Source organism: Streptomyces europaeiscabiei (assembly GCF_036346855.1).
Lineage (GTDB): Bacteria > Actinomycetota > Actinomycetes > Streptomycetales > Streptomycetaceae > Streptomyces > Streptomyces europaeiscabiei.
In genome coordinates this window covers 5,803,701-5,821,410 of record NZ_CP107841.1, presented here as the reverse complement: position 1 = coordinate 5,821,410, position 17,710 = coordinate 5,803,701, and the positions used below count along the sequence as shown (strand labels likewise).

Below are 17,710 nucleotides of genomic sequence, written 5' to 3'. Positions count from 1 at the left end.
TGTACGCGACAGGCATCTCTTTTGCGTCGGACCGCACACGTGTCCGCATGACACATGCGTGGGTCGGTGCGGCAGACGCGCCCTGCGGCACGCTGCGCTCAGCTGTCGGTACGGCCCACCGAACACCGGACAGCGCGTCGAACGCCCTCATGCGTACCAGCTCTTCCCCTATGCCCCAAGTGTTGGCGCCCAGCCCCGCCGAAGGGCGCCCGTGAAAGACGCTCCCCGTCAGCCGCGCGGTTGCGGCTGACGGGGAGAAAAATCCTCGATCACCGGGAGGCCTGAATCAACCCGGAGACCCGACGACGGCACGGCCGGAAATTCTCCGTCCGCCGAACCGTCGACTCGAAGAACTTACACGCCACGAGTGACTGCGCCGCTTTCGCCGGGTGCCCAGGGGGTTGGGGGACAGGGTTCGTCGGCGGGTGCGGGTCCGGTGGGGGCTGGTCGCGCAGTTTCCCGCGCCCCTGAAAAGCAGGGGCTGCGCCCCTTGCTTTTCGGCCCACCAGCCCGTCGCCTGCCAGGCCCGCAGGGGCCTCGGCTTTAGGGGCGCGGGGAACTGCGCGAGCAACCACGAATCACCCGCACCCGCCCACGCACCCGAACCCCTGGGCTAACGGGCTACCGGGCTACCGGGCGCCCGACCCCACACCCTCCGCCGCCACCAGCTCCGCGATCTGCGCCGTGTTCAGGGCGGAGCCCTTCCGCAGGTTGTCCCCGCAGACGAAAAGCTCCAGGGCCGTCGGATCGTCCAGGGCCCGGCGTACGCGCCCCACCCACGTCGGGTCGGTGCCGACCACGTCCGCGGGAGTGGGGAACTCCCCCGCGCCCGGGTCGTCGCAAAGGACGACGCCCGGGGCCGTGGCGAGGATCTCGCGCGCCTTGGCGACCGTGACCTCGCTCTCGAAGCGGGCGTGCAGGGTGAGGGAGTGCGCGGTGACGACCGGCACCCGTACACAGGTCACCGCGACCGGCAGCTTGGGCAGCCCGAGGATCTTGCGGGACTCGTCCCGGACCTTCATCTCCTCCGACGACCAGCCGTCCGCGCGGAGCGACCCGGCCCACGGCACCACGTTCAGCGCCACCGGCTCCGGGAACGGCCCGGTGTTGTCGCCCACGGCCCGCCGTACGTCACCGGGGGTGGTCCCCAGTTGCGTACCGGCGACGAGGGCGATCTGCTGCCGCAGGGTCTCCACGCCGGCCCGTCCCGCGCCGCTGACCGCCTGGTACGAGGAGGCCACCAGCTCGCGCAGCCCGAACTCGGCGTGCAGCGCGCCGAGCGCCACGATCATGGAGAGGGTCGTGCAGTTGGGGTTGGCGATGATCCCGCGCGGCCGGACGCGGGCGGCGTGCGGATTGACCTCGGGGACGACGAGGGGCACCTCCGGGTCCAGCCGGAAGGCGCCCGAGTTGTCCACCACGACCGCGCCCTTGGAAGCGGCGATCGGCGCCCAGTGCGCCGCCACCTCGTCCGGTACGTCGAACATGGCGACGTCGACCCCGTCGAAGGCCTCCTCCGACAGGGCCGTCACCTCGACCTGCTCCCCGCGCACGGCCAGCTTGCGGCCGGCCGAGCGCGGAGAGGCGATCAGACGGATCTCGCCCCAGATGTCCGCCCGGTGGGACAGGATCTGGAGCATGACCGTGCCGACGGCACCGGTCGCGCCCACGACCGCGAGCGTCGGCCTGCCGGCACGCCCGGCATCGACGGCCCTCAACGACCCAAGCCGCCGTCGCACCAGCAGCGCGCACCGTACGAGCCGTACGAGCCGTACGACGAGGCGTACGAGCGGACCGTCATCGTCCGGTACCCCCGTAGACGACGGCCTCGTCGCTGTCGGAGTCGAGGCCGAAGGCGGAGTGCACGGCGCGCACGGCCTCCGGCACGTCGTCGGCGCGGGTGACGACCGAGATGCGGATCTCGGAGGTCGAGATCAGCTCGATGTTCACGCCGGCGTCGGACAGCGCCTCGAAGAAGGAGGCGGTGACGCCCGGGTTGGTCTTCATACCCGCGCCGACCAGGGAGATCTTGCCGATCTGGTCGTCGTAGCGCAGCGAGTCGAAGCCGATGCCCGCCTTGTTCTTCTCCAGGGCGTCGATGGCCTTGCGGCCCTCGGTCTTGGGAAGGGTGAAGGAGATGTCCGTCAGACCGGTCGTCACGGCCGAGACGTTCTGCACGACCATGTCGATGTTGACCTCGGCGTCCGCGATGGCGCGGAAGATCGCGGCGGCCTCGCCCGGCTTGTCCGGGACGCCGACGACCGTGACCTTGGCCTCGGAGACGTCGTGGGCGACTCCGGAGATGATGGCGTGCTCCACCTTGTGGTCCCCTTGCGACTCTGGCTTCTCGTTGCTGACCCAGGTGCCCGGCAGTCCGGAGAAGGACGAGCGGACGTGGATCGGGATGTTGTAGCGGCGGGCGTACTCGACACAGCGGTGGAGCAGCACCTTCGAACCGGACGCCGCCAGTTCGAGCATGTCCTCGGAGGAGATCCAGTCGATCTTCTTCGCCTTCTTCACGACCCGCGGGTCGGCGGTGAAGACGCCGTCGACGTCGGTGTAGATCTCACAGACCTCGGCCTCCAGCGCGGCGGCCAGCGCGACGGCGGTCGTGTCCGACCCGCCGCGGCCGAGGGTGGTGATGTCCTTCTTGTCCGCGCTGACGCCCTGGAACCCGGCGACGATGGCGATGTTGCCCTCGTCCAGCGCCGTACGGATCCGGCCGGGCGTGACGTCGATGATCCGGGCTTTGTTGTGGACCGAGTCGGTGATGACACCTGCCTGGCTGCCGGTGAACGACTGGGCCTCGTGGCCCAGGTTTTTGATCGCCATGGCCAGCAGGGCCATGGAGATACGCTCTCCGGCGGTCAGCAGCATGTCGAACTCACGCCCGGCAGGCATCGGTGACACCTGCTCGGCGAGATCGATCAGCTCGTCCGTCGTGTCGCCCATCGCGGAAACGACGACGACCACTTGGTGGCCGTTCTTCTTCGCTTCCACGATCCGCTTGGCGACGCGCTTGATGCCCTCGGCATCGGCTACGGAGGAGCCTCCGTACTTCTGCACGACAAGGCCCACGTGCGCTCCTCGCTCCGTTTCAGTCCCTTATCCGCACATACACACGTACTCATACGTGCTGCGGCGGTCGGCTCAGTCTATCGAGCGGCCGAAATTCCCTTCCCTGGTACCGCATGGTGAGATGTCCCGCTCACCTTTTGATCACCTGGGTTTTCTCCGGACCATCCACCGATTTCACCCCGGCTTCTCGCCCGGACCTTCGACCGCTCCGGGAACGTCTCTGCCCAGGTCGTCGTGGAACAGTCGACGCGGACGGGGAAAAGTGCCTGGAGTCACACCTGAGGCCCCTGCGGCGACGGAACGCCAACTTTCAAGCATTAAGGTCATGGCCGTGCGCGTACTTCTGGTGGAAGACGACGAACCGGTCGCCGAGTCCCTGCGCCGTGGACTCCTGCGGTACGGCTTCGAGGTGGAGTGGGTCAACACGGGCGGGGCGGCGCTGTCGTACGGGGGTCCGTACGACGTCGTCCTCCTCGATCTGGGCCTGCCCGACACCGACGGCCTCGACGTCTGCAAGGCCCTCAGGGACCGCAGCCAGGTGCCGATCATCGTGATCAGCGCCCGCAGCGACGAGACGGACCGCGTGGTCGGCCTGGAGCTGGGCGCCGACGACTACGTCTCGAAGCCGTTCGGCGTCCGCGAGGTGATCGCCCGGATAAGGGCGGTGATGCGCCGCGTGCAGCCGCGCGCCGCCGACGCGCCCGCCGCCGGCCCCGACCGCTACGGCCCTCGCCTCACCATCGACCGCAAGGCCGCGCGCGTCCACCTCGACGGTACGGAGGTGGGGCTGGCCCCCAAGGAGTACGACCTCCTCTCCTTCCTCACCGAGGAGCCGGGCGCCCTGATGTCGCGCGAACAGATCATGGAAGCGGTCTGGGACGCGAACTGGTTCGGCCCGACGAAGACACTGGACGTCCATGTGGCGGCGCTGCGGCGCAAGCTGGCCGGGGCGATCACGATCGAGGCGGTGCGGGGGGTGGGGTTCCGGCTGATCGTGAACGCAAACGTGAACGCGCCCGAGAACGCGGTCGGGAACGCGGTCGGGAACGAAGAGACCGCGCCGACCGGCGGCACGCGTGAGGGCAACGGCACGTCATGATCCGTCAGCTCATCCGCAGCTACGTGCTCCTCGTGGCGGTGGCCATCGCCCTGTTCACGGTGCCGGTGGCGTTCACGCTCACCGATCAGCTTCGGGAGGACACCAGCGACGCCGTCCAGCGCGAGGCCGAGACCATGGCCCGGCTGCTCGGCACCGGTGACACCGCATCCTGCGCAGCCCTGGCGCAGATGGCCGGGGCGTATCCGCCCGACGAGGAGAAGGTCGAGGTCACCGCGACCAACAGGTGTGCGCGGGAGGGCCTGCGGGAACCCACCGCGGACGCGGCGCTGGCCAAGGCTCTGGAGCACGGCGAGAACACCGTCGACTGGGGTTCCGACTTCATCTGGGGCGAGAACCTGGTGGTCACCGTTCCCGCCTTCGAGCACTCGCCGGACGGGAGAAGCGAGGCGACGGAGGCCGTCGGCGCCGTCCGCATCATGTTCTCCACCGATCACCTCACGGTCCGGCTCTGGAAGATCTGGGGTTTCCGGGCGGCGCTGGCCGCCCTCGTCCTGCTGGCGGCCGCGATCATCGGCGTGTTCGCCGCCCGCCGTCTGACCGCCCCCCTCCGCCAGCTCAACGAGATGGCGAGCAAGATGAGCGATGGCGACCTGACGGCCCGCTCCCCCGTGACGGGACCCCAGGAGACGCAGACCCTGGCGCGCACGCTGAACCAGGCGGGCGAACGCCTGGACACGCTGATCGCGTCGCAGCGCATCTTCGTCGCCGACGCCTCGCACCAACTGCGCACCCCCCTGACGGCGTTGCGCCTGTCCCTGGACAACATCGCGGACGGCACGGACGACGAATTCGTTCGGGAGGACGTGGAGCAGGCCACCGCCGAGGTGGTCCGGATGAGCCGCCTGGTCAACGGTCTGCTGGTGCTGGCGCGGGCCGAGGCAAAGGTGACGGCGGCGGAACCGCTGTCCCTGCGGGAGGTCATCGGGGAACGTCTCGACGTGTGGAGGCCGGCCGCCGACGAGCGCGGAGTCACCATCACGCTCAGGGGGAGTGCCGACGGCCGGCTGCTTGTGCTGGCCAGTCCCGGTCATCTGGACCAGGTCCTGGACAACGTGCTGTCCAACGCCCTGGAGGTCTCACCGGACGGTGCGACCATCACGGTCTCGACGGAGACCCGGGGCGACGAGGTGGTGCTCTCGGTGCTGGACGAGGGGCCCGGCATGTCGGACGCCGAGAAGTCCCGCGCCTTCGACCGCTTCTGGCGCGGTCAGGGCCTCACCGGGAAGTCCGGTTCGGGCCTCGGCCTCGCCGTCGTCAAGCAACTCGTCACCGACGACAACGGGACCGTGGCCCTCAAGGACGCCCCCGGGGGCGGGTTGTGCGTCGCGCTCACGTTGCGGGCGGCGCGGCACGGGGGTGGCTGAGCCGGGGGAGGTGGCTCGGCCGGCCTCGGGGTGGGGTGGCTGGGCCGGGGGGTATGGCCCAGCCACGACTGGGGGTCTGCTGCCGCTCAGCCCTCGGGCATCATCGACGAGTGGTGGTTCACGATCTTCCACACGCCGTTCCGCTTCTCGTACTCGTACGTGTAGCGGGCGTCGACCCTCTTCTTCTCGCCGGTCTTCGGGTCGGTGAGGATGAAGTAGTACGAGCCGGTGTCGATGGCGGAGTTGCTGTCCAGGACGTTGATGATCGTCTTGGTCTTCTTGCCGACCGGCTTGTTCTCCAGGAAGTGGTTGAAGTAGTCGACGATGCCGGCGCGGTCGGTGCGGATCTTGTTGGAGACCGTCGGCAGGAGCACCGCGTCCTTCGCGTAGCGGTCCGCCACCTTCTTGGAGTCGCCGGTCCGCAGCGTCTTGTTCCAGCCGTCGAAGAGCGCCGCGATCTCCTTCTTGGAGGGCTTCTTCGGCGCGGACTCGGCACCGGCCGTGCTGACTCCGGCGGTGACCGTGCCTGCGGTGACGAGTGCGGCTGCCGTGACGATGGCGGCGCGTATGCGGTTCTTGCGGGTCATCGCGATCTCCCGTGCGAGGTGGGGGTGTTACTCCCTCCGCTTCTTGTGCGGTGGAAGTGACTCAAGATTCGCGTGACGCCGGTTAGGGGTTATGCAGTGGACGTACAGGCCCGGGGCAACGTTCGTACAAGGTGTTCGGGGGAGGGCTGGGACGGGGTCGGCCGGACTCGTCCGGAGTCGGTCCGGCGACACCCCGTCCGGCAGCCCACGGCACCGCCGACGTCCACGCGCCTACCCCACCGAGCCCGTGCGCGGCATGCACCAGGAGCCCACCGGACGCCTCGAACGCCTCGCCCAGTAGGGCTGGTTCACGTTCCCGCCGACGAACTGCGCGGTCCGCCGGAGCAGCTACCGCACCGGCCCGGTAACCGCGCCCCGGTGGCGAGGCGACCTGCCCCCATGTCCCGCCCAGCGGCCACTGACCGCTCCCCCGACGCCTCCATCGACGGCCCGCCGGACTCCCCCGCCGATGCACCATTCACCGTCCACCCCCGTCCGCCTCGGGGGCGAATGGGGGGACGGGGGGCGTCAGTCCACGTACTCCTTGAGGGGCTCGGTGTCGAGTGTGATGTTCACCGGCTCCGGGAGCTTGATGGTGGCCCCGAACGCCAACTTTTCCTCATGGCGGTAGCGACCGTTCTCCGGCTGGTTGAACACGACAACCGAGCAGTCGTCGCGGTCGATAAGGAGGTAGACAGGGATGCCGGCAGCCGCATAACCGTCGGGCTTCTCAACTCGGTCCCGTCGATTCGTGTCGGAGTCGTAGGACGTAACCTCCACCGCCATCAGGGCGGCCTCGGCCTCCGACCATTCTCCATGCCCCTTGAGACCGCCCACGCGCACCAGAACGCCATCCGCGCGGGCGCGCCCCTTGCGGTAACGCTCCGTCTTCAAACCGCTTGCCGAGTGCAGCCAGAGATCGGGGCGATGCTGCATGCACACCCGTTGCAGCCACGCGATCATCTCGCGATGGTTGCCGTCCGCCATGGGCTTGACCACGACCTTTCCGTTGATGAACTCCAGCCAGACGGTCTCCGGGGCATGGCGTTCCAGTTCCTCGAACTCCTCGACGGACATCTGCGGCCGGTGCTCGGTCCTGGGGGTCATGGCGTCGCCTCCTCGACTCCATGGTGCCCTGACCGGCACGTCCTGCACGCTCATACGCCCCTCCCGTCCGGCGGGTCTCCAGCGGGAGGCCCGCCCTGCTCGTCGTCAGCCGGACCCATGACCGGTCGATCCGGGCATCGGCCGCCGCGACCACGGCGTCAGCAGACCGCCGGCTGACCGTCGCTCGTGCTCGCAGGCGGACCGTGAGGTCGTCACCGAGGTCGAGGGAGAACCGCTCGCTCTCCGGGAACTCCGTGGACCGGGTCATTTCCAGCGACCCAGACCGGCCGCCCGGCGCAGTTCCTCCACACGGGCCGTCACGTCCACGACCTCGTCGGCGCCCGGGAGGCCACCGGCGCGCGGGGCGGGGAGGAAGGTGTCCGGGACGGGCACATACACCGGCATCGGCCCGTCCAGCTCGCACTCCGCCAGGCACTCACGGCACAGCCCGTTCACGATCTCGACGGTCCGCTCGTCCGCGTCGCACAGACCGCAGGCCATGATCACGCGGTCGATACGCGCACGGAGACCGGCCTTCTGCCGGATCTTCGCCTTCTTGGGCTTCATCGGAGGCATCTTGTTCTCCAATCGCTTGCGGGCGAGGCCGCCCGGGTTGGTGACGTCCGACGGCAGTCCGTCCGTCAGCGCCTTGGTGACGTCCTGCGGAGTCGCGCCACGCGACAGCCACTGTGTGACGAGGGATTCGAGGGAGTGGCAGTCGGCGGCGGACAGCGGCATTCGAGAATCTGCGGAGCGGACTTCGGCAAGGGTCTGGTAGGCGGTGCTGGGCTCCGGGACGGGGGCTTCCGCCCTGTCGGGCTCGGCGGGCCCCTCGGACTCGGCGGGCTCAGGCTCCACCCGGTCGGTCGGCTCTGCGGGCTCGCTCTCCTCGACCCGGGCCAGTCCCGACTGGTAGTGCTCCGTCACGTCCCTGCCGTCGCGCTCCCGCGCGAAGTTCGCCCACCACTCCACCGACCTGGGGGGACGCGACCAGTACGTGCGTGTCACCCACCGCATCGAGCTGTCCTCGATGGTGATGTGTTCCTTGATCCAGCGCAGATGACCGGCGTGGACGAGGCGGCCCGACGACGTGCGTACGGCTTGCTGGCCATAGCGGGGGTGTTCCGCCGCGATCACCTTGTGGCCCATGGCGTGGCCGTCTTCGAGGTGGTCGATGAAGACGGCGATTTCGGCATCACGGCGGCTCAGGTGTGCGAAGTCCGGGTCCGCGTGCGGGTCTTCGTCACCCACGGAGCGTTTTCCGTAACCCGTTTTGGCCATCGGGTGCGACGGGGAGGGCAGGGCAGCACTAGGGTTGGCGTAAGCCACCATCGAAGGTTCCGTTCGATGAGTAGGTCTAGGCCCTGGCACTGGTGTTGGCGCACCGGCCGGGGCCGATCTATTTGGTCGTTTGCCGCGAACCTAGAGCGACTTTACGTTCCGAAGCAAGCTGATCACGGAACGTCACCCTTTCGAGTTACGCCCCTTCAACTCACGTACAAGCTTGGTTGGTTGGGTTGGTTTTTCACCCAGCCCAGAGATCTTGGAAACCCATGGGAAGAGCTCGGGTCCCGGGGCTCAAGCTCCGGGCTGACCTGCGGAGATGAAGGCGACCCAGGCGGGTGCGGTCAGGGTGAGGGTGGGCCCGGTGGGGTTCTTCGAGTCTCGTACGTGGACCGTCAACCGTGCGTCGGGCAGCGCGACTTCGACGCAGTCGCCGCCCTCGTCGTCGCTGTAGCTCGACTTGAACCACGCCAGCTGGTCACTCATCACGGTTCACCATCCGCTCGATGAAACGGGTCGATTCAGCGGGGCTGAGAGCCTGCGCGCGGATCATGCTAAGCCGCTCGGTCACGCGGTTGACAACCTCTGGATCGGCCGAAAGCTCGCTGGCAAGTGGTCCCTCCGTGAAGACGAACCGCTCGTGATCACGCGTCTCCAGCAGCACCATGGGCCCCAGGAGGGCAGCACTGACGGCCCGTTCGAAGGGGAGCACCTGCAACAGGACGTTCCGAAGGCAGGACGCCTCCAGCAATCGGCGGAGCTGATCGGTGTCCACCTGAGAGCTGCGCAGTACGGCCTCGTACAGCACAAAGCTCAAAGCCACCGGGGGCTTTCGCTCCGTGAGGATCGTCTGCCTCTCCAGCCGGGCGGCGATCCGTTCCTCCACCGTCTCCTCGTCCAGAGGTGGGTAGCGATTCTCGATCAGCGTCCGCGCGTACCCCTCGGTCTGCAACAGCCCAGGGACCAGAGCGACCTCGTACGACCACCGACTGATCGCTTCCCTCTCCCGCAGCATGAAGTCCTGAGCCCTCGCCGGAAACTTCTCCCTCTGCAAGTACTCCTTGGCCGCGCTCAGCAACCCCTCCGCCCTGCACAGCTCGTCCGCCACGTCCAGCACCCTCGGGGTCGGCATCCGCACCCCCTGTTCCATGGACTTGATGGTGTCCGGCGAGTAGTTCGCGGCCACCGCCAGTTCCTCACGGCTCACGTTCGCCTTCGTGCGCCAGCGCTTCATCTGGTTGCCGCCGTACCGCCAGGCAACCGGTGGCTGGGAGTTGTACCGGGCCGACACCACGCGCACCTCCGACCGATACACACCGGCGTGTATCACCTCAGTCACTACCGAGCGTAGCCTTGACATCGCCACCGTGTGACCATGACGAACGCAATTCACCGGCCCCCGTGGGTACCCGTGTCGGGACACCGGCTTCGCGTGATCGGCGTGCACTTCGACGCCGTACGGATCGAGGGCGGTCGCGGCGAGACCGTCGCGGGCAAGCTGATCGAGATGACCGGCGGGGACGCGGGACCGGTCGTTCTCGAACAGGCCGGGTTCCGGTGGATGTACTTCCTGCTGCGGCCGGGGACGGTGCACGGACACGCCTGGCTGCCGGGCGTGCAGCGTTTCGGCTTGGCCGCGAGGGACATGCGAACGGTGACGTACGTCGGGATTCCGGCCCTCGACGGCAACACCTTCCCACTGCGCTGGTACTCCGAGCCGACCTCCGAAACCCCTTACGTGGAAGCAGAGTTGCTGCTCACCGCAGTGCGCACAGTTCAAGCCGACCGAGAGGAAGCCGACCGTGAGTGACGTGCGACTGACCGAGACCTTCCGTAGTGGCTCCGGGGACGTGCGGTGGGGCAGTCTCGGGGAGCCCGGCGGGGATCCTGTCGTGCTCCTCCACGGAACGCCCTTCTCGTCGTACGTCTGGCGGGGCGTGGCCCGTGCGCTGGCCGGGACCGGCCGGTACCAGGTGTTCGTGTGGGACATGCCCGGCTACGGGGAGTCCGACCAGCACGCCGGTCAGGACGTGTCCCTCGCCGCCCAGGGCCGGGTCTTCGCCGAGCTGCTGGCGCACTGGGGGCTGGAGGAGCCCTTCGTGGTGGCCCACGACTTCGGTGGCGCCGTGTCGCTGCGGGCGCATCTGCTGCACGGGGCCCGCTACCGCGCACTCGCCCTCGTCGACCCGGTCGCGCTGGCGCCGTGGGGCTCCCCGGCCTTCCGTCTGCTCGGCCGCCACGCCGAGGTCTTCGAACAACTGCCGCCCGCCCTGCACCGGGCCCTGGTGCGTGAGTACGTGAGTTCCGCCAGCAGCCCCGGGCTGTATCCGACGGTCCTCGACCGGCTCGTCCAGCCGTGGCTCGGCGAACACGGTCAGCCCGCCTTCTACCGGCAGATCGCCCAGGCGGACCAGACCCACACCGACGAGATCCAGGACCGGTACGGAGAGATCGGCATCCCGGCGCTGGTGTGCTGGGGCGAGGAGGACGGGTGGATTCCCCTGGCGAAGGGGCGGGAGCTGGCCGGCCTCGTCCCCGGCGCGCGATTCGAGTCGATCTCCGGCGCGGGGCACCTTGTCCAGGAGGACGCTCCCGTCGAACTCACCGCCGTACTCCTGGACTTCCTCCGGCAACAGACGGCCGGATAAGGGCGGCTGAAAAACCCGAGGACCGGCCCTACAGCGTCCCCAGCGCCGGTGCGAACGCGATGAGGAGCGGGAGGAGGGCCAGGAGCCCGGCGGCCGTGGTGGTGGCCGCGCGGCGGATGCGGTCCAGGCGGGGCGGGGGTTCCAGCAGGCGCTCCACCCGGTCGCCCAGCAGGCGGCGGGTGTTGGAGCAGCTCAACACGCCCCGGTGTTGGTTGAGTTCGATGAGGGCGAGGGCCGTGGTCAGGTGGCCGCAGCGGCGCGACGCCGTGTCGTCGGCGGCGAGTTCGACCAGGCGGTGGGTCTGGTCGGCGAAGTGGGCGAAGAGGGGGATGTGCGGGAAGCCCGTGGCGAGGGCGGTGGAGAGGTGGAGCAGCCAGTCGTGGCGGGCGCGGGCGTGGCCGAGTTCGTGAGCGAGCACGGCGTCGAGCTGGCGGTCGCTCAGCTTGCCCAACGCACCCGTGGTGACGACCAGTTGGGGCGGGGTGCCCGGCATCAGCCACGCGTCCGGGTACTCGTCCTCCAGGACCAGCAGCGGCCCCTTCGTCTGCGGCAGCCCCGCCGGGAGGTCGGGGGCGCGCTCGCGCAGGTGCGCGCGGCGGAGGTGCCGGCTGCGCCGGGCCTCGACCAGCTCCCGGGCCAGCATCGCGCCGCTCCACGCCGCCCCGCAGGCCAGCGCCAGCGTCAGTACGGCCGTCCAGGGCGGCGCGGCCGTGAGGTCGTACGCGGCGGTCACGGCCGGGGGCGCGGGCGCGAAGGCCTGCGTGCGGACCGTCTCGAACACCGCCGCTGCCCCGAGCACGAGCGCCGCGAGGCAGCTCAGCAGAGCCGCCGCCACCAGGCACTGCCACGCCCACAGCGCGACCACGGGTTCCCGCTCGGGCCACATCGCCTTCACCAGGGCGCGGGGGCCCAGCACTGCGGCGGTCACGGCCACGGCGGCGAGAAGGAGCAGGAGAACGGTCACGTCACTGGGTCCGGTTCCTGTCGGGGTGCGAGGGGATCGCGCGAGGAGGTACGGGGCGTCGTACGACGACGGTGCCTACGCTACCGCCGGTGCCCCCACTTGCAGGACCCTCTGCGGGAGCACTTTCCGTCACCTGCCGCTGCTCATCCCAGTTGCCCGATGACGTCGAAAGGTCCCGCCCCATGACGTGGAAAGGTCCCGCCCGGCGTCGGACGGGACCCGATTCCCTGAGCTGAGGCTGGGCGCGGGCGGCGCGAAGGGCTACTTCACCTTCCGCAGTCCCAGCGGTTCCGCGATCTCCTCCACCATGACCTGGCCCGCCTCGAACTCCAGGGTTTCGTCGCCCATCAGTTCCTGGTCGGTGTCGAGGCCGTCGAGCTCGGCCAGGGGCTGGTTGAGACGGACGTGGGCGACGAGGGACTGCAGGGCCCTGAGTGTCGCCGAGGCCGTGGAGCCCCAGTTGGAGAAGTAGGAGAACTGCCACCACCACAGGGCCTCGGAGGTGCGGCCCGCGCGGTAGTGGGCCATGCCGTGGCGGAGGTCGGCGATGACGTCGGCGAGGTCGTCGGAGATCCGGGCCGGAACCGGCGCCTTGCGGGGCTCGTAGGGGTCGAAGACCTCGGAGTAGACGTCGACCGGCTCAAGCATCAGAGCCAGGCGTTCGCGCAGCTCGTCGACGTCCGTCTCGGGGCCCGGGTCGGGCTCGTAGCGCTCGTCCGGAACGATGTCCTCGTGCGCGCCGAGACGGCCTCCGGCCAGGAGCAGCTGGGACACCTCCAGGAGGAGGAAGGGGACGGCCGAGTCCGGCTCGTCGCCCTTGGCCACCTCGGTGACCGCGACCAGGAAGCTCTCGATCTGGTCCGCGATCTGGACCGCGAAGTCGTCCGGGTTCAGGTCCGTCGCGTGCAGCGTGGCGTCAGACATCCAGCAATCGTCTCCCCTCGAAGGCGCGGCCGAGGGTCACCTCGTCCGCGTATTCCAGGTCGCCGCCCACCGGGAGGCCGCTGGCCAGGCGGGTGACCTTGAGGCCCATGGGTTTGATCATGCGGGCGAGGTACGTGGCCGTGGCCTCGCCTTCGAGATTCGGGTCCGTGGCCAGGATCAGCTCGGTGACCGTCCCGTCGGCCAGGCGGGTCAGCAGCTCCCGTATGCGCAGGTCGTCGGGGCCGACGCCCTCGATCGGGCTGATCGCGCCGCCGAGGACGTGGTACTTCCCTCGGAATTCGCGAGTGCGTTCGATCGCTACGACGTCCTTCGGCTCCTCCACCACGCAGATGACCGTGATGTCGCGGCGGGAGTCGCGGCAGATGCCGCACAGCTCCTCCTGGGCGACGTTGCCGCAGGTCGCGCAGAAGCGGACCTTCGCCTTCACTTCGAGGAGGGTGTGCGCCAGCCGCCGTACGTCCGTCGGCTCCGCCTGGAGGATGTGGAAGGCGATCCGCTGCGCGCTCTTGGGACCGACGCCGGGCAGCCGCCCCAACTCGTCGATGAGGTCCTGGACCACGCCTTCGTACACGGACTGCCGTCCTTCCTGGTGTCTTCAGTACGTACCGTAGTCGGCCGCCGCCGCTCCGAGGAAGGCGGTACGCGGCACGGATGGGGTCGGAGGGGGGTCGCGTAGGTGTTCAGAAGGGCAGGCCGGGAATGCCCGCGCCACCGCCGCCGAGGCCCTGGGCGAGGGGGCCCAGCTTCTGCTGCTGGAGGGTCTGGGCGTTCTCGTTGGCCGCCTGGACGGCCGCGACGATCAGGTCGGCGAGGGTCTCGGTGTCCTCCGGGTCCACCGCCTTGGGGTCGATCTTCAGGCCGCGCAGTTCACCGGAGCCGGTGACGGTGGCCCGCACCAGCCCGCCGCCCGCCTGACCGTCGACCTCCGTCCGTGCGAGCTCCTCCTGCGCCTTCGCCAGGTCCTGCTGCATCTTCTGGGCCTGCTGGAGCAGCTGCTGCATGTTGGGCTGGCCACCACCGGGGATCACGTTCAGCTCCCTCGCACGAGTACTCACGAACGACCACGCACGGCAGTCGTCCTACGAACGTCCCCGCGGACGTTCTTGCGGTCGTCACGAGCCTACGTGGTCGGCACGGCCTGTGCCGCGCCACTCTTTCGAGTGAGCCGACGGGGATTCGTATACCTGATCAAGCGCCTCTTCCAGGGGGAAAAGCGGTGAAAACGGGGTCTTCGCCACCCATTGGGAGGTAGGAAGGGTCCGGCCGCGTCAGGGTGCCTTCATCTGCCCGTACGCGTGTCTCGCACTGTCGTCAGCAGCGTCGTCAGTAGGGAGTGCCGGGTGAGCCAGCCGGAGATGCAGCCCGAGGGGGGACCCCAGGACGGGCGGGGTGAGGGGTCCGGGCTGTGGGCGGAGCCGTGGGCGTCGGCGACCGGGCCGTGGGTGGGGGACCTGGCCGGGCGGCCCTTCCCGCAGGGGGACTGGGGGGCGCCGGCGGAGCGGCTGGAGGAGTTGTACCACTGGGTCGAGCGCGCGGCCCTGGAGACCGCCTCGTGGTACCTCACGGACCGGGTGTGGAAACGGATGGCGGCGCGTGTGCTGCGGATCGGCGCGGCGACGGGGGCGCTCGCCGGGGCCGCGCTGCCGTTGCTCGACCTCACCGGGGCGGTGAGCGGGGCGGCCCCCTGGGGGTATCTCGCACTCCTGTCCTGCGTGGCGTGCGTCGCGGTGGATCGGTTCTTCGGTGTCACCTCCGGGTGGATGCGGGACGTCGCCACGGCCCAGGCGGTGCAGCGGCGGCTCCAGGTGCTGCGGTTCGACTGGGCGTCCGAGAGTGCGCGGGAGGTGCTGGGACCGGCGGAGGGGACGGCCGGGGAGGCCGCCGAGCGGTGTCTCGGGGTGCTTCGGCGGTTCTCCGAGGACGTCACGGAGCTGGTGCGGGCCGAGACGGCGGACTGGATGGTGGAGTTCCGGGCGGGGGGTTCGCCGCTGGGTGTGCAGGCGGGGGGTGCCGGTTCGCGGCCGGAGGGGAGCGCCAACGGGCGGGCGCCGATGCCGCCGGGGGCCCGGCCGAACATGCCCCGGCAGCGGCCGCCGGAGGCGCGGTGAGCTGTGGGGTGGTTTCTTCGCCCCCGCCGCCCCTACCCGTCCCTTCCGCAAGCTGGGGGCTGTGCCCCCAGGCCCCCCGGATTTCGTCTGCGGGTCCGGTGGGGGCTGGTCGCGCAGTTCCCCGCGCCCCTGAAAAGCAGGGGCTGCGCCCCTTGCTTTTCAGGCCCGCCTTCATACCCGCTTTCAGGCCCGCCTTCATACCCGCTTTCAGGCCCGCTTTCAGGCCCGCAGACCGATTCTCAGTCCGTCTTCGTGTACGTCACCGACTTGCCCGCCGTGTCGACGCGCTGTAGTTGTCCGTCGGGCAGGAGGGTGACCGTGGTGGCGGCGCCCGGGGAGCAGGAGGTGGCCGGTTCGCCGGTGGTGACGGTGGAGGGGCCGATCCGGAGGGGGCCGTCGTCGGCCGGTTCGTCCGTCAGCGGCGCCTCGAACACGCAGTGGTACGTGCCTCCGCCTTCGAGCGGGCCGTCCGCCGTGAGGGAGAGCACGGTCTCGCCGACCTCGCCCTGCTGGATGACGAGCCGGCGGGTGTCCGCGCCGCCGGAACCGGCGATGGAGGCGCTCCAGGTGCCGAGGAAGCCCTCCGGGACCGTGCCGGAGTCGGGCGACTCGGTGGTGTCGTCCGGGGAGGTCTCCGGTTCCGTCGGCTGGTCGGTCGCGGACCCCGGTGTCTTTGGCGCACTCGTCGCCGGGCCACTCTTGGCGTCGTCCTCCTTGCCGCCGTCGTCACCCTTCTTCATCAACGCGTACACCGAGCCGCCTGCACCGAGCGCGACGACCAGCGCGACGACGACGAGGAGCGCGGAGGAGCGCCGGTTGCCCCGTGCGGGCTCGGGCTGCCCGCCGGGGACCGTAGCCGGCCCGGGCGCGTAGAGGGGGTTCGGCCCGTAGGGCGGGGTCGAGCCGGGACCGGGCCCGGGAGCGGGAGCGACTCCGGCCCCCTGCCCACCGCCGTACGGCCCCTGTCCGTAGGCCCCGTACGGCCCGTACGGCGCCTGCGCCGCGCTCTGCGGGTAGCCGTAGCCGGAGGCGGCGCCGGGCTGCTGCTGCCCGTACCCGCCGGCGGGTTGCTGGGTGTACTGCTGGGGGAAGCCGTACCCGGCGGGCGCCGCCCCTGGTGCGTGCCCGGGCGGGGCGCTCGGCGGAGGCGGCTGCGAGCCCGTCCCGGCGATCTGCGTCGGCATCCGGTCCAGGGGCGCGGCGGCCGGGTGCTCGGGCGGGGAAGCGGGGGCGCCGGACGGGCCCCCCGAGCCGCCGTACGGAGAATCGGGGGCGCCCAGCGGGTACACGGGCGGAGCCGACGGCGGGCCCGCGGGAGCGGGCGGGGTCGCGGGAGCGGGGGCGGGCGGAGCGGAGGGCCGGCCCGCGGGGCCGGACGGCGACGCGCCGGCCGACCCGGCCGGAGCAGAGGAAGCCGCCGCCGACGCCGCCCCCGGCCCTCCCGACACACCGAAGCCTCCCGGCGCACCCGAATCACCCGCAGCCGCCGAGCCCCCTGCGGCACCCGCGGCAGCCGCCGCCCCCGGCGCTCCCGCACCGCCCGCGCCCTCCGCATCCTCCGGATCCTCGGCGTCCAGCAACTGCACGGCGTGCCGCCCCAGTTGGGCCACCAGGGCGCTCGGCAGCCAGGGGTCGCGGGAGCGGCCGGCGAAGACCGTGTCCTCGGCGCCGGTGCGCTGGAGGATCTGGGCCAGGGTCGGGCGGGCGGCGGGGTCCTTTCGCAGACAGTCGCGGACGATGTCGTACAGACCCTCCGGCAGCCCCTCCAGATCCGGTTCCTCCTCGGCGATGCGGAACATCAGGGCGTGGACCCCGGAGTTGGCGGCGCCGAAGGGGAGGTTGCCGGTGGCGGCGTAGGAGAGGACGGAGCCGAGGCAGAAGACGTCGCAGGCGGGGGTGATGCGGTCGCCGCGCACCTGCTCGGGGGCCATGAAGCCCGGCGAACCGACGAGCGCGCCGGTGCGCGTGAGCCCGCCGTCCGTGACGGTCTCCAGCGCCCGCGCGATGCCGAAGTCGATGACGCGCGGCCCGTCGATGGTCACCAGCACGTTGGACGGCTTGAGGTCCCGGTGGATGAGCCCGGCCGCGTGGATGTCCTCCAGCGCGTGCGCGAGCCCCGCCGCGAGGATCCGTACGGACCGCTCGGGCAGCGCCCCGTGATCCCGCCCGACCACGGCCTGCAGGGACGGTCCGGCGACGTACCCGGTGGCGACCCACGGGATGCCCGCCTCGGTGTCCGCGTCCAGGACCGGCGCGGTCCAGTACCCGCCCACCTGCCGCGCGGCCTGCACCTCCTGCCGGAACCGCGCCCGGAACTCCTCCTGCTCCGCCAGTTCCTGCCGGACGAGCTTCACGGCGACGGTACGGCCGCGCTCGGACCGGGCCAGGTACACGTTCCCCATGCCGCCCGACCCCAGCCGCGCGAGCAGCCGGTACGCCCCGATTCGCTGCGGATCCCCCGGCCCGAGCTTCTCCATGGCCACGTCCCCCGTCTCCCCCTGCAGA

General features: G+C 70.4%; 17 protein-coding genes. 5 read left to right on the top strand and 12 right to left on the bottom strand.

Annotated features, from left to right (window positions below; all coding sequences use genetic code 11):
* Positions 1–629 precede the first annotated feature (629 nt).
* Positions 630–1,718, bottom strand: coding sequence for an aspartate-semialdehyde dehydrogenase (locus OG858_RS25485; protein ID WP_086753209.1), 1,089 nt, complete (start codon positions 1,716–1,718; stop codon positions 630–632).
* Between the two features lie 79 nt (positions 1,719–1,797).
* Complete coding sequence (locus OG858_RS25480; protein WP_086753207.1) at positions 1,798–3,078, bottom strand: aspartate kinase; 1,281 nt, start codon at positions 3,076–3,078, stop codon at positions 1,798–1,800.
* Positions 3,079–3,409: 331 nt separating this feature from the next.
* On the opposite strand from OG858_RS25480, the gene OG858_RS25475 reads away from it, so the two are divergent.
* Both OG858_RS25475 and OG858_RS25470 read left to right on the top strand, forming a co-directional pair.
* Positions 3,410–4,177 (top strand): response regulator transcription factor, encoded by a 768-nt coding sequence (locus tag OG858_RS25475; protein ID WP_319321565.1) that lies wholly within the window; start codon positions 3,410–3,412, stop codon positions 4,175–4,177.
* Complete coding sequence (locus OG858_RS25470; protein ID WP_319065547.1) at positions 4,174–5,562, top strand: HAMP domain-containing sensor histidine kinase; 1,389 nt, start codon at positions 4,174–4,176, stop codon at positions 5,560–5,562. The genes OG858_RS25475 and OG858_RS25470 overlap by 4 nt, the downstream gene beginning before the upstream one ends.
* An 86-nt stretch (positions 5,563–5,648) precedes the next feature.
* Here the strand turns inward: OG858_RS25470 and OG858_RS25465 are convergent, their stop codons facing one another.
* The 5 genes from OG858_RS25465 to OG858_RS25445 all read right to left on the bottom strand — a co-directional run bounded on the left by OG858_RS25465 (position 5,649) and on the right by OG858_RS25445 (position 9,774).
* A complete protein-coding gene (locus OG858_RS25465; protein WP_319065548.1) occupies positions 5,649–6,149 on the bottom strand; it encodes an SgcJ/EcaC family oxidoreductase in 501 nt (166 codons plus the stop codon).
* A 528-nt stretch (positions 6,150–6,677) separates the two neighbouring features.
* Entirely contained in the window at positions 6,678–7,256 is a 579-nt protein-coding gene (locus OG858_RS25460) for a Uma2 family endonuclease (RefSeq protein WP_327744596.1), read from the bottom strand.
* Positions 7,257–7,520: 264 nt separating this feature from the next.
* Positions 7,521–8,537, bottom strand: coding sequence for a hypothetical protein (locus OG858_RS25455; protein WP_086749650.1), 1,017 nt, complete (start codon positions 8,535–8,537; stop codon positions 7,521–7,523).
* Positions 8,538–8,834: 297 nt separating this feature from the next.
* The gene (locus OG858_RS25450) at positions 8,835–9,026 is read right to left on the bottom strand and encodes a DUF397 domain-containing protein (RefSeq protein ID WP_319267345.1); all 192 of its coding nucleotides are present in this window, start codon (positions 9,024–9,026) and stop codon (positions 8,835–8,837) included.
* Positions 9,019–9,774: a helix-turn-helix domain-containing protein gene (locus OG858_RS25445; protein ID WP_046705281.1), complete on the bottom strand. Its 756-nt coding sequence runs from the start codon at positions 9,772–9,774 to the stop codon at positions 9,019–9,021. The genes OG858_RS25450 and OG858_RS25445 overlap by 8 nt, the downstream gene beginning before the upstream one ends.
* A 141-nt stretch (positions 9,775–9,915) precedes the next feature.
* Here OG858_RS25445 and OG858_RS25440 point away from each other — a divergent pair, with 141 nt between their 5' ends.
* Together OG858_RS25440 and OG858_RS25435 are read left to right on the top strand one after the other, a co-directional pair.
* A complete protein-coding gene (locus OG858_RS25440; protein ID WP_086749654.1) occupies positions 9,916–10,350 on the top strand; it encodes a hypothetical protein in 435 nt (144 codons plus the stop codon).
* A complete protein-coding gene (locus OG858_RS25435; protein WP_179201130.1) occupies positions 10,343–11,188 on the top strand; it encodes an alpha/beta fold hydrolase in 846 nt (281 codons plus the stop codon). The genes OG858_RS25440 and OG858_RS25435 overlap by 8 nt, the downstream gene beginning before the upstream one ends.
* Positions 11,189–11,216: 28 nt before the next feature.
* On the opposite strand, the gene OG858_RS25430 is transcribed toward OG858_RS25435, so the two are convergent.
* The 4 genes from OG858_RS25430 to OG858_RS25415 all read right to left on the bottom strand — a co-directional run bounded on the left by OG858_RS25430 (position 11,217) and on the right by OG858_RS25415 (position 14,125).
* Entirely contained in the window at positions 11,217–12,152 is a 936-nt protein-coding gene (locus OG858_RS25430) for a M56 family metallopeptidase (RefSeq protein ID WP_086749652.1), read from the bottom strand.
* Between the two features lie 261 nt (positions 12,153–12,413).
* Entirely contained in the window at positions 12,414–13,076 is a 663-nt protein-coding gene (locus tag OG858_RS25425; protein ID WP_037702679.1) for a DUF5063 domain-containing protein, read from the bottom strand.
* Positions 13,069–13,668 (bottom strand): recombination mediator RecR, encoded by a 600-nt coding sequence (gene recR / locus OG858_RS25420; RefSeq protein ID WP_037702681.1) that lies wholly within the window; start codon positions 13,666–13,668, stop codon positions 13,069–13,071. Before recR ends, OG858_RS25425 begins: the two co-directional genes overlap by 8 nt.
* Positions 13,669–13,777: 109 nt before the next feature.
* The gene (locus tag OG858_RS25415) at positions 13,778–14,125 is read right to left on the bottom strand and encodes a YbaB/EbfC family nucleoid-associated protein (RefSeq protein WP_037702683.1); all 348 of its coding nucleotides are present in this window, start codon (positions 14,123–14,125) and stop codon (positions 13,778–13,780) included.
* Positions 14,126–14,437: 312 nt separating this feature from the next.
* Here OG858_RS25415 and OG858_RS25410 point away from each other — a divergent pair, with 312 nt between their 5' ends.
* Positions 14,438–15,205 carry an SLATT domain-containing protein gene (locus OG858_RS25410; RefSeq protein ID WP_319065550.1) on the top strand — a complete coding sequence of 256 codons (768 nt, stop codon included), beginning with the start codon at positions 14,438–14,440 and terminating at the stop codon, positions 15,203–15,205.
* A gap of 239 nt (positions 15,206–15,444) precedes the next feature.
* Here OG858_RS25410 and OG858_RS25405 read toward each other — a convergent pair whose 3' ends face one another.
* Complete coding sequence (locus tag OG858_RS25405) at positions 15,445–17,682, bottom strand: serine/threonine-protein kinase (RefSeq protein WP_319065631.1); 2,238 nt, start codon at positions 17,680–17,682, stop codon at positions 15,445–15,447.
* Positions 17,683–17,710 lie beyond the last annotated feature (28 nt).

Coding starts and splice junctions, on each gene's coding strand:
- OG858_RS25445 (WP_046705281.1), bottom strand. CDS start 9,774: ATGAAGCGCTGGCGCACGAAGGCGAACGTGAGCCGTGAGGAACTGGCG.
- OG858_RS25465 (WP_319065548.1), bottom strand. CDS start 6,149: ATGACCCGCAAGAACCGCATACGCGCCGCCATCGTCACGGCAGCCGCA.
- OG858_RS25450 (WP_319267345.1), bottom strand. CDS start 9,026: ATGAGTGACCAGCTGGCGTGGTTCAAGTCGAGCTACAGCGACGACGAG.
- OG858_RS25455 (WP_086749650.1), bottom strand. CDS start 8,537: ATGGCCAAAACGGGTTACGGAAAACGCTCCGTGGGTGACGAAGACCCG.
- OG858_RS25425 (WP_037702679.1), bottom strand. CDS start 13,076: ATGTCTGACGCCACGCTGCACGCGACGGACCTGAACCCGGACGACTTC.
- OG858_RS25405 (WP_319065631.1), bottom strand. CDS start 17,682: ATGGAGAAGCTCGGGCCGGGGGATCCGCAGCGAATCGGGGCGTACCGG.
- OG858_RS25460 (WP_327744596.1), bottom strand. CDS start 7,256: ATGACCCCCAGGACCGAGCACCGGCCGCAGATGTCCGTCGAGGAGTTC.
- OG858_RS25470 (WP_319065547.1), top strand. CDS start 4,174: ATGATCCGTCAGCTCATCCGCAGCTACGTGCTCCTCGTGGCGGTGGCC.
- OG858_RS25440 (WP_086749654.1), top strand. CDS start 9,916: ATGACGAACGCAATTCACCGGCCCCCGTGGGTACCCGTGTCGGGACAC.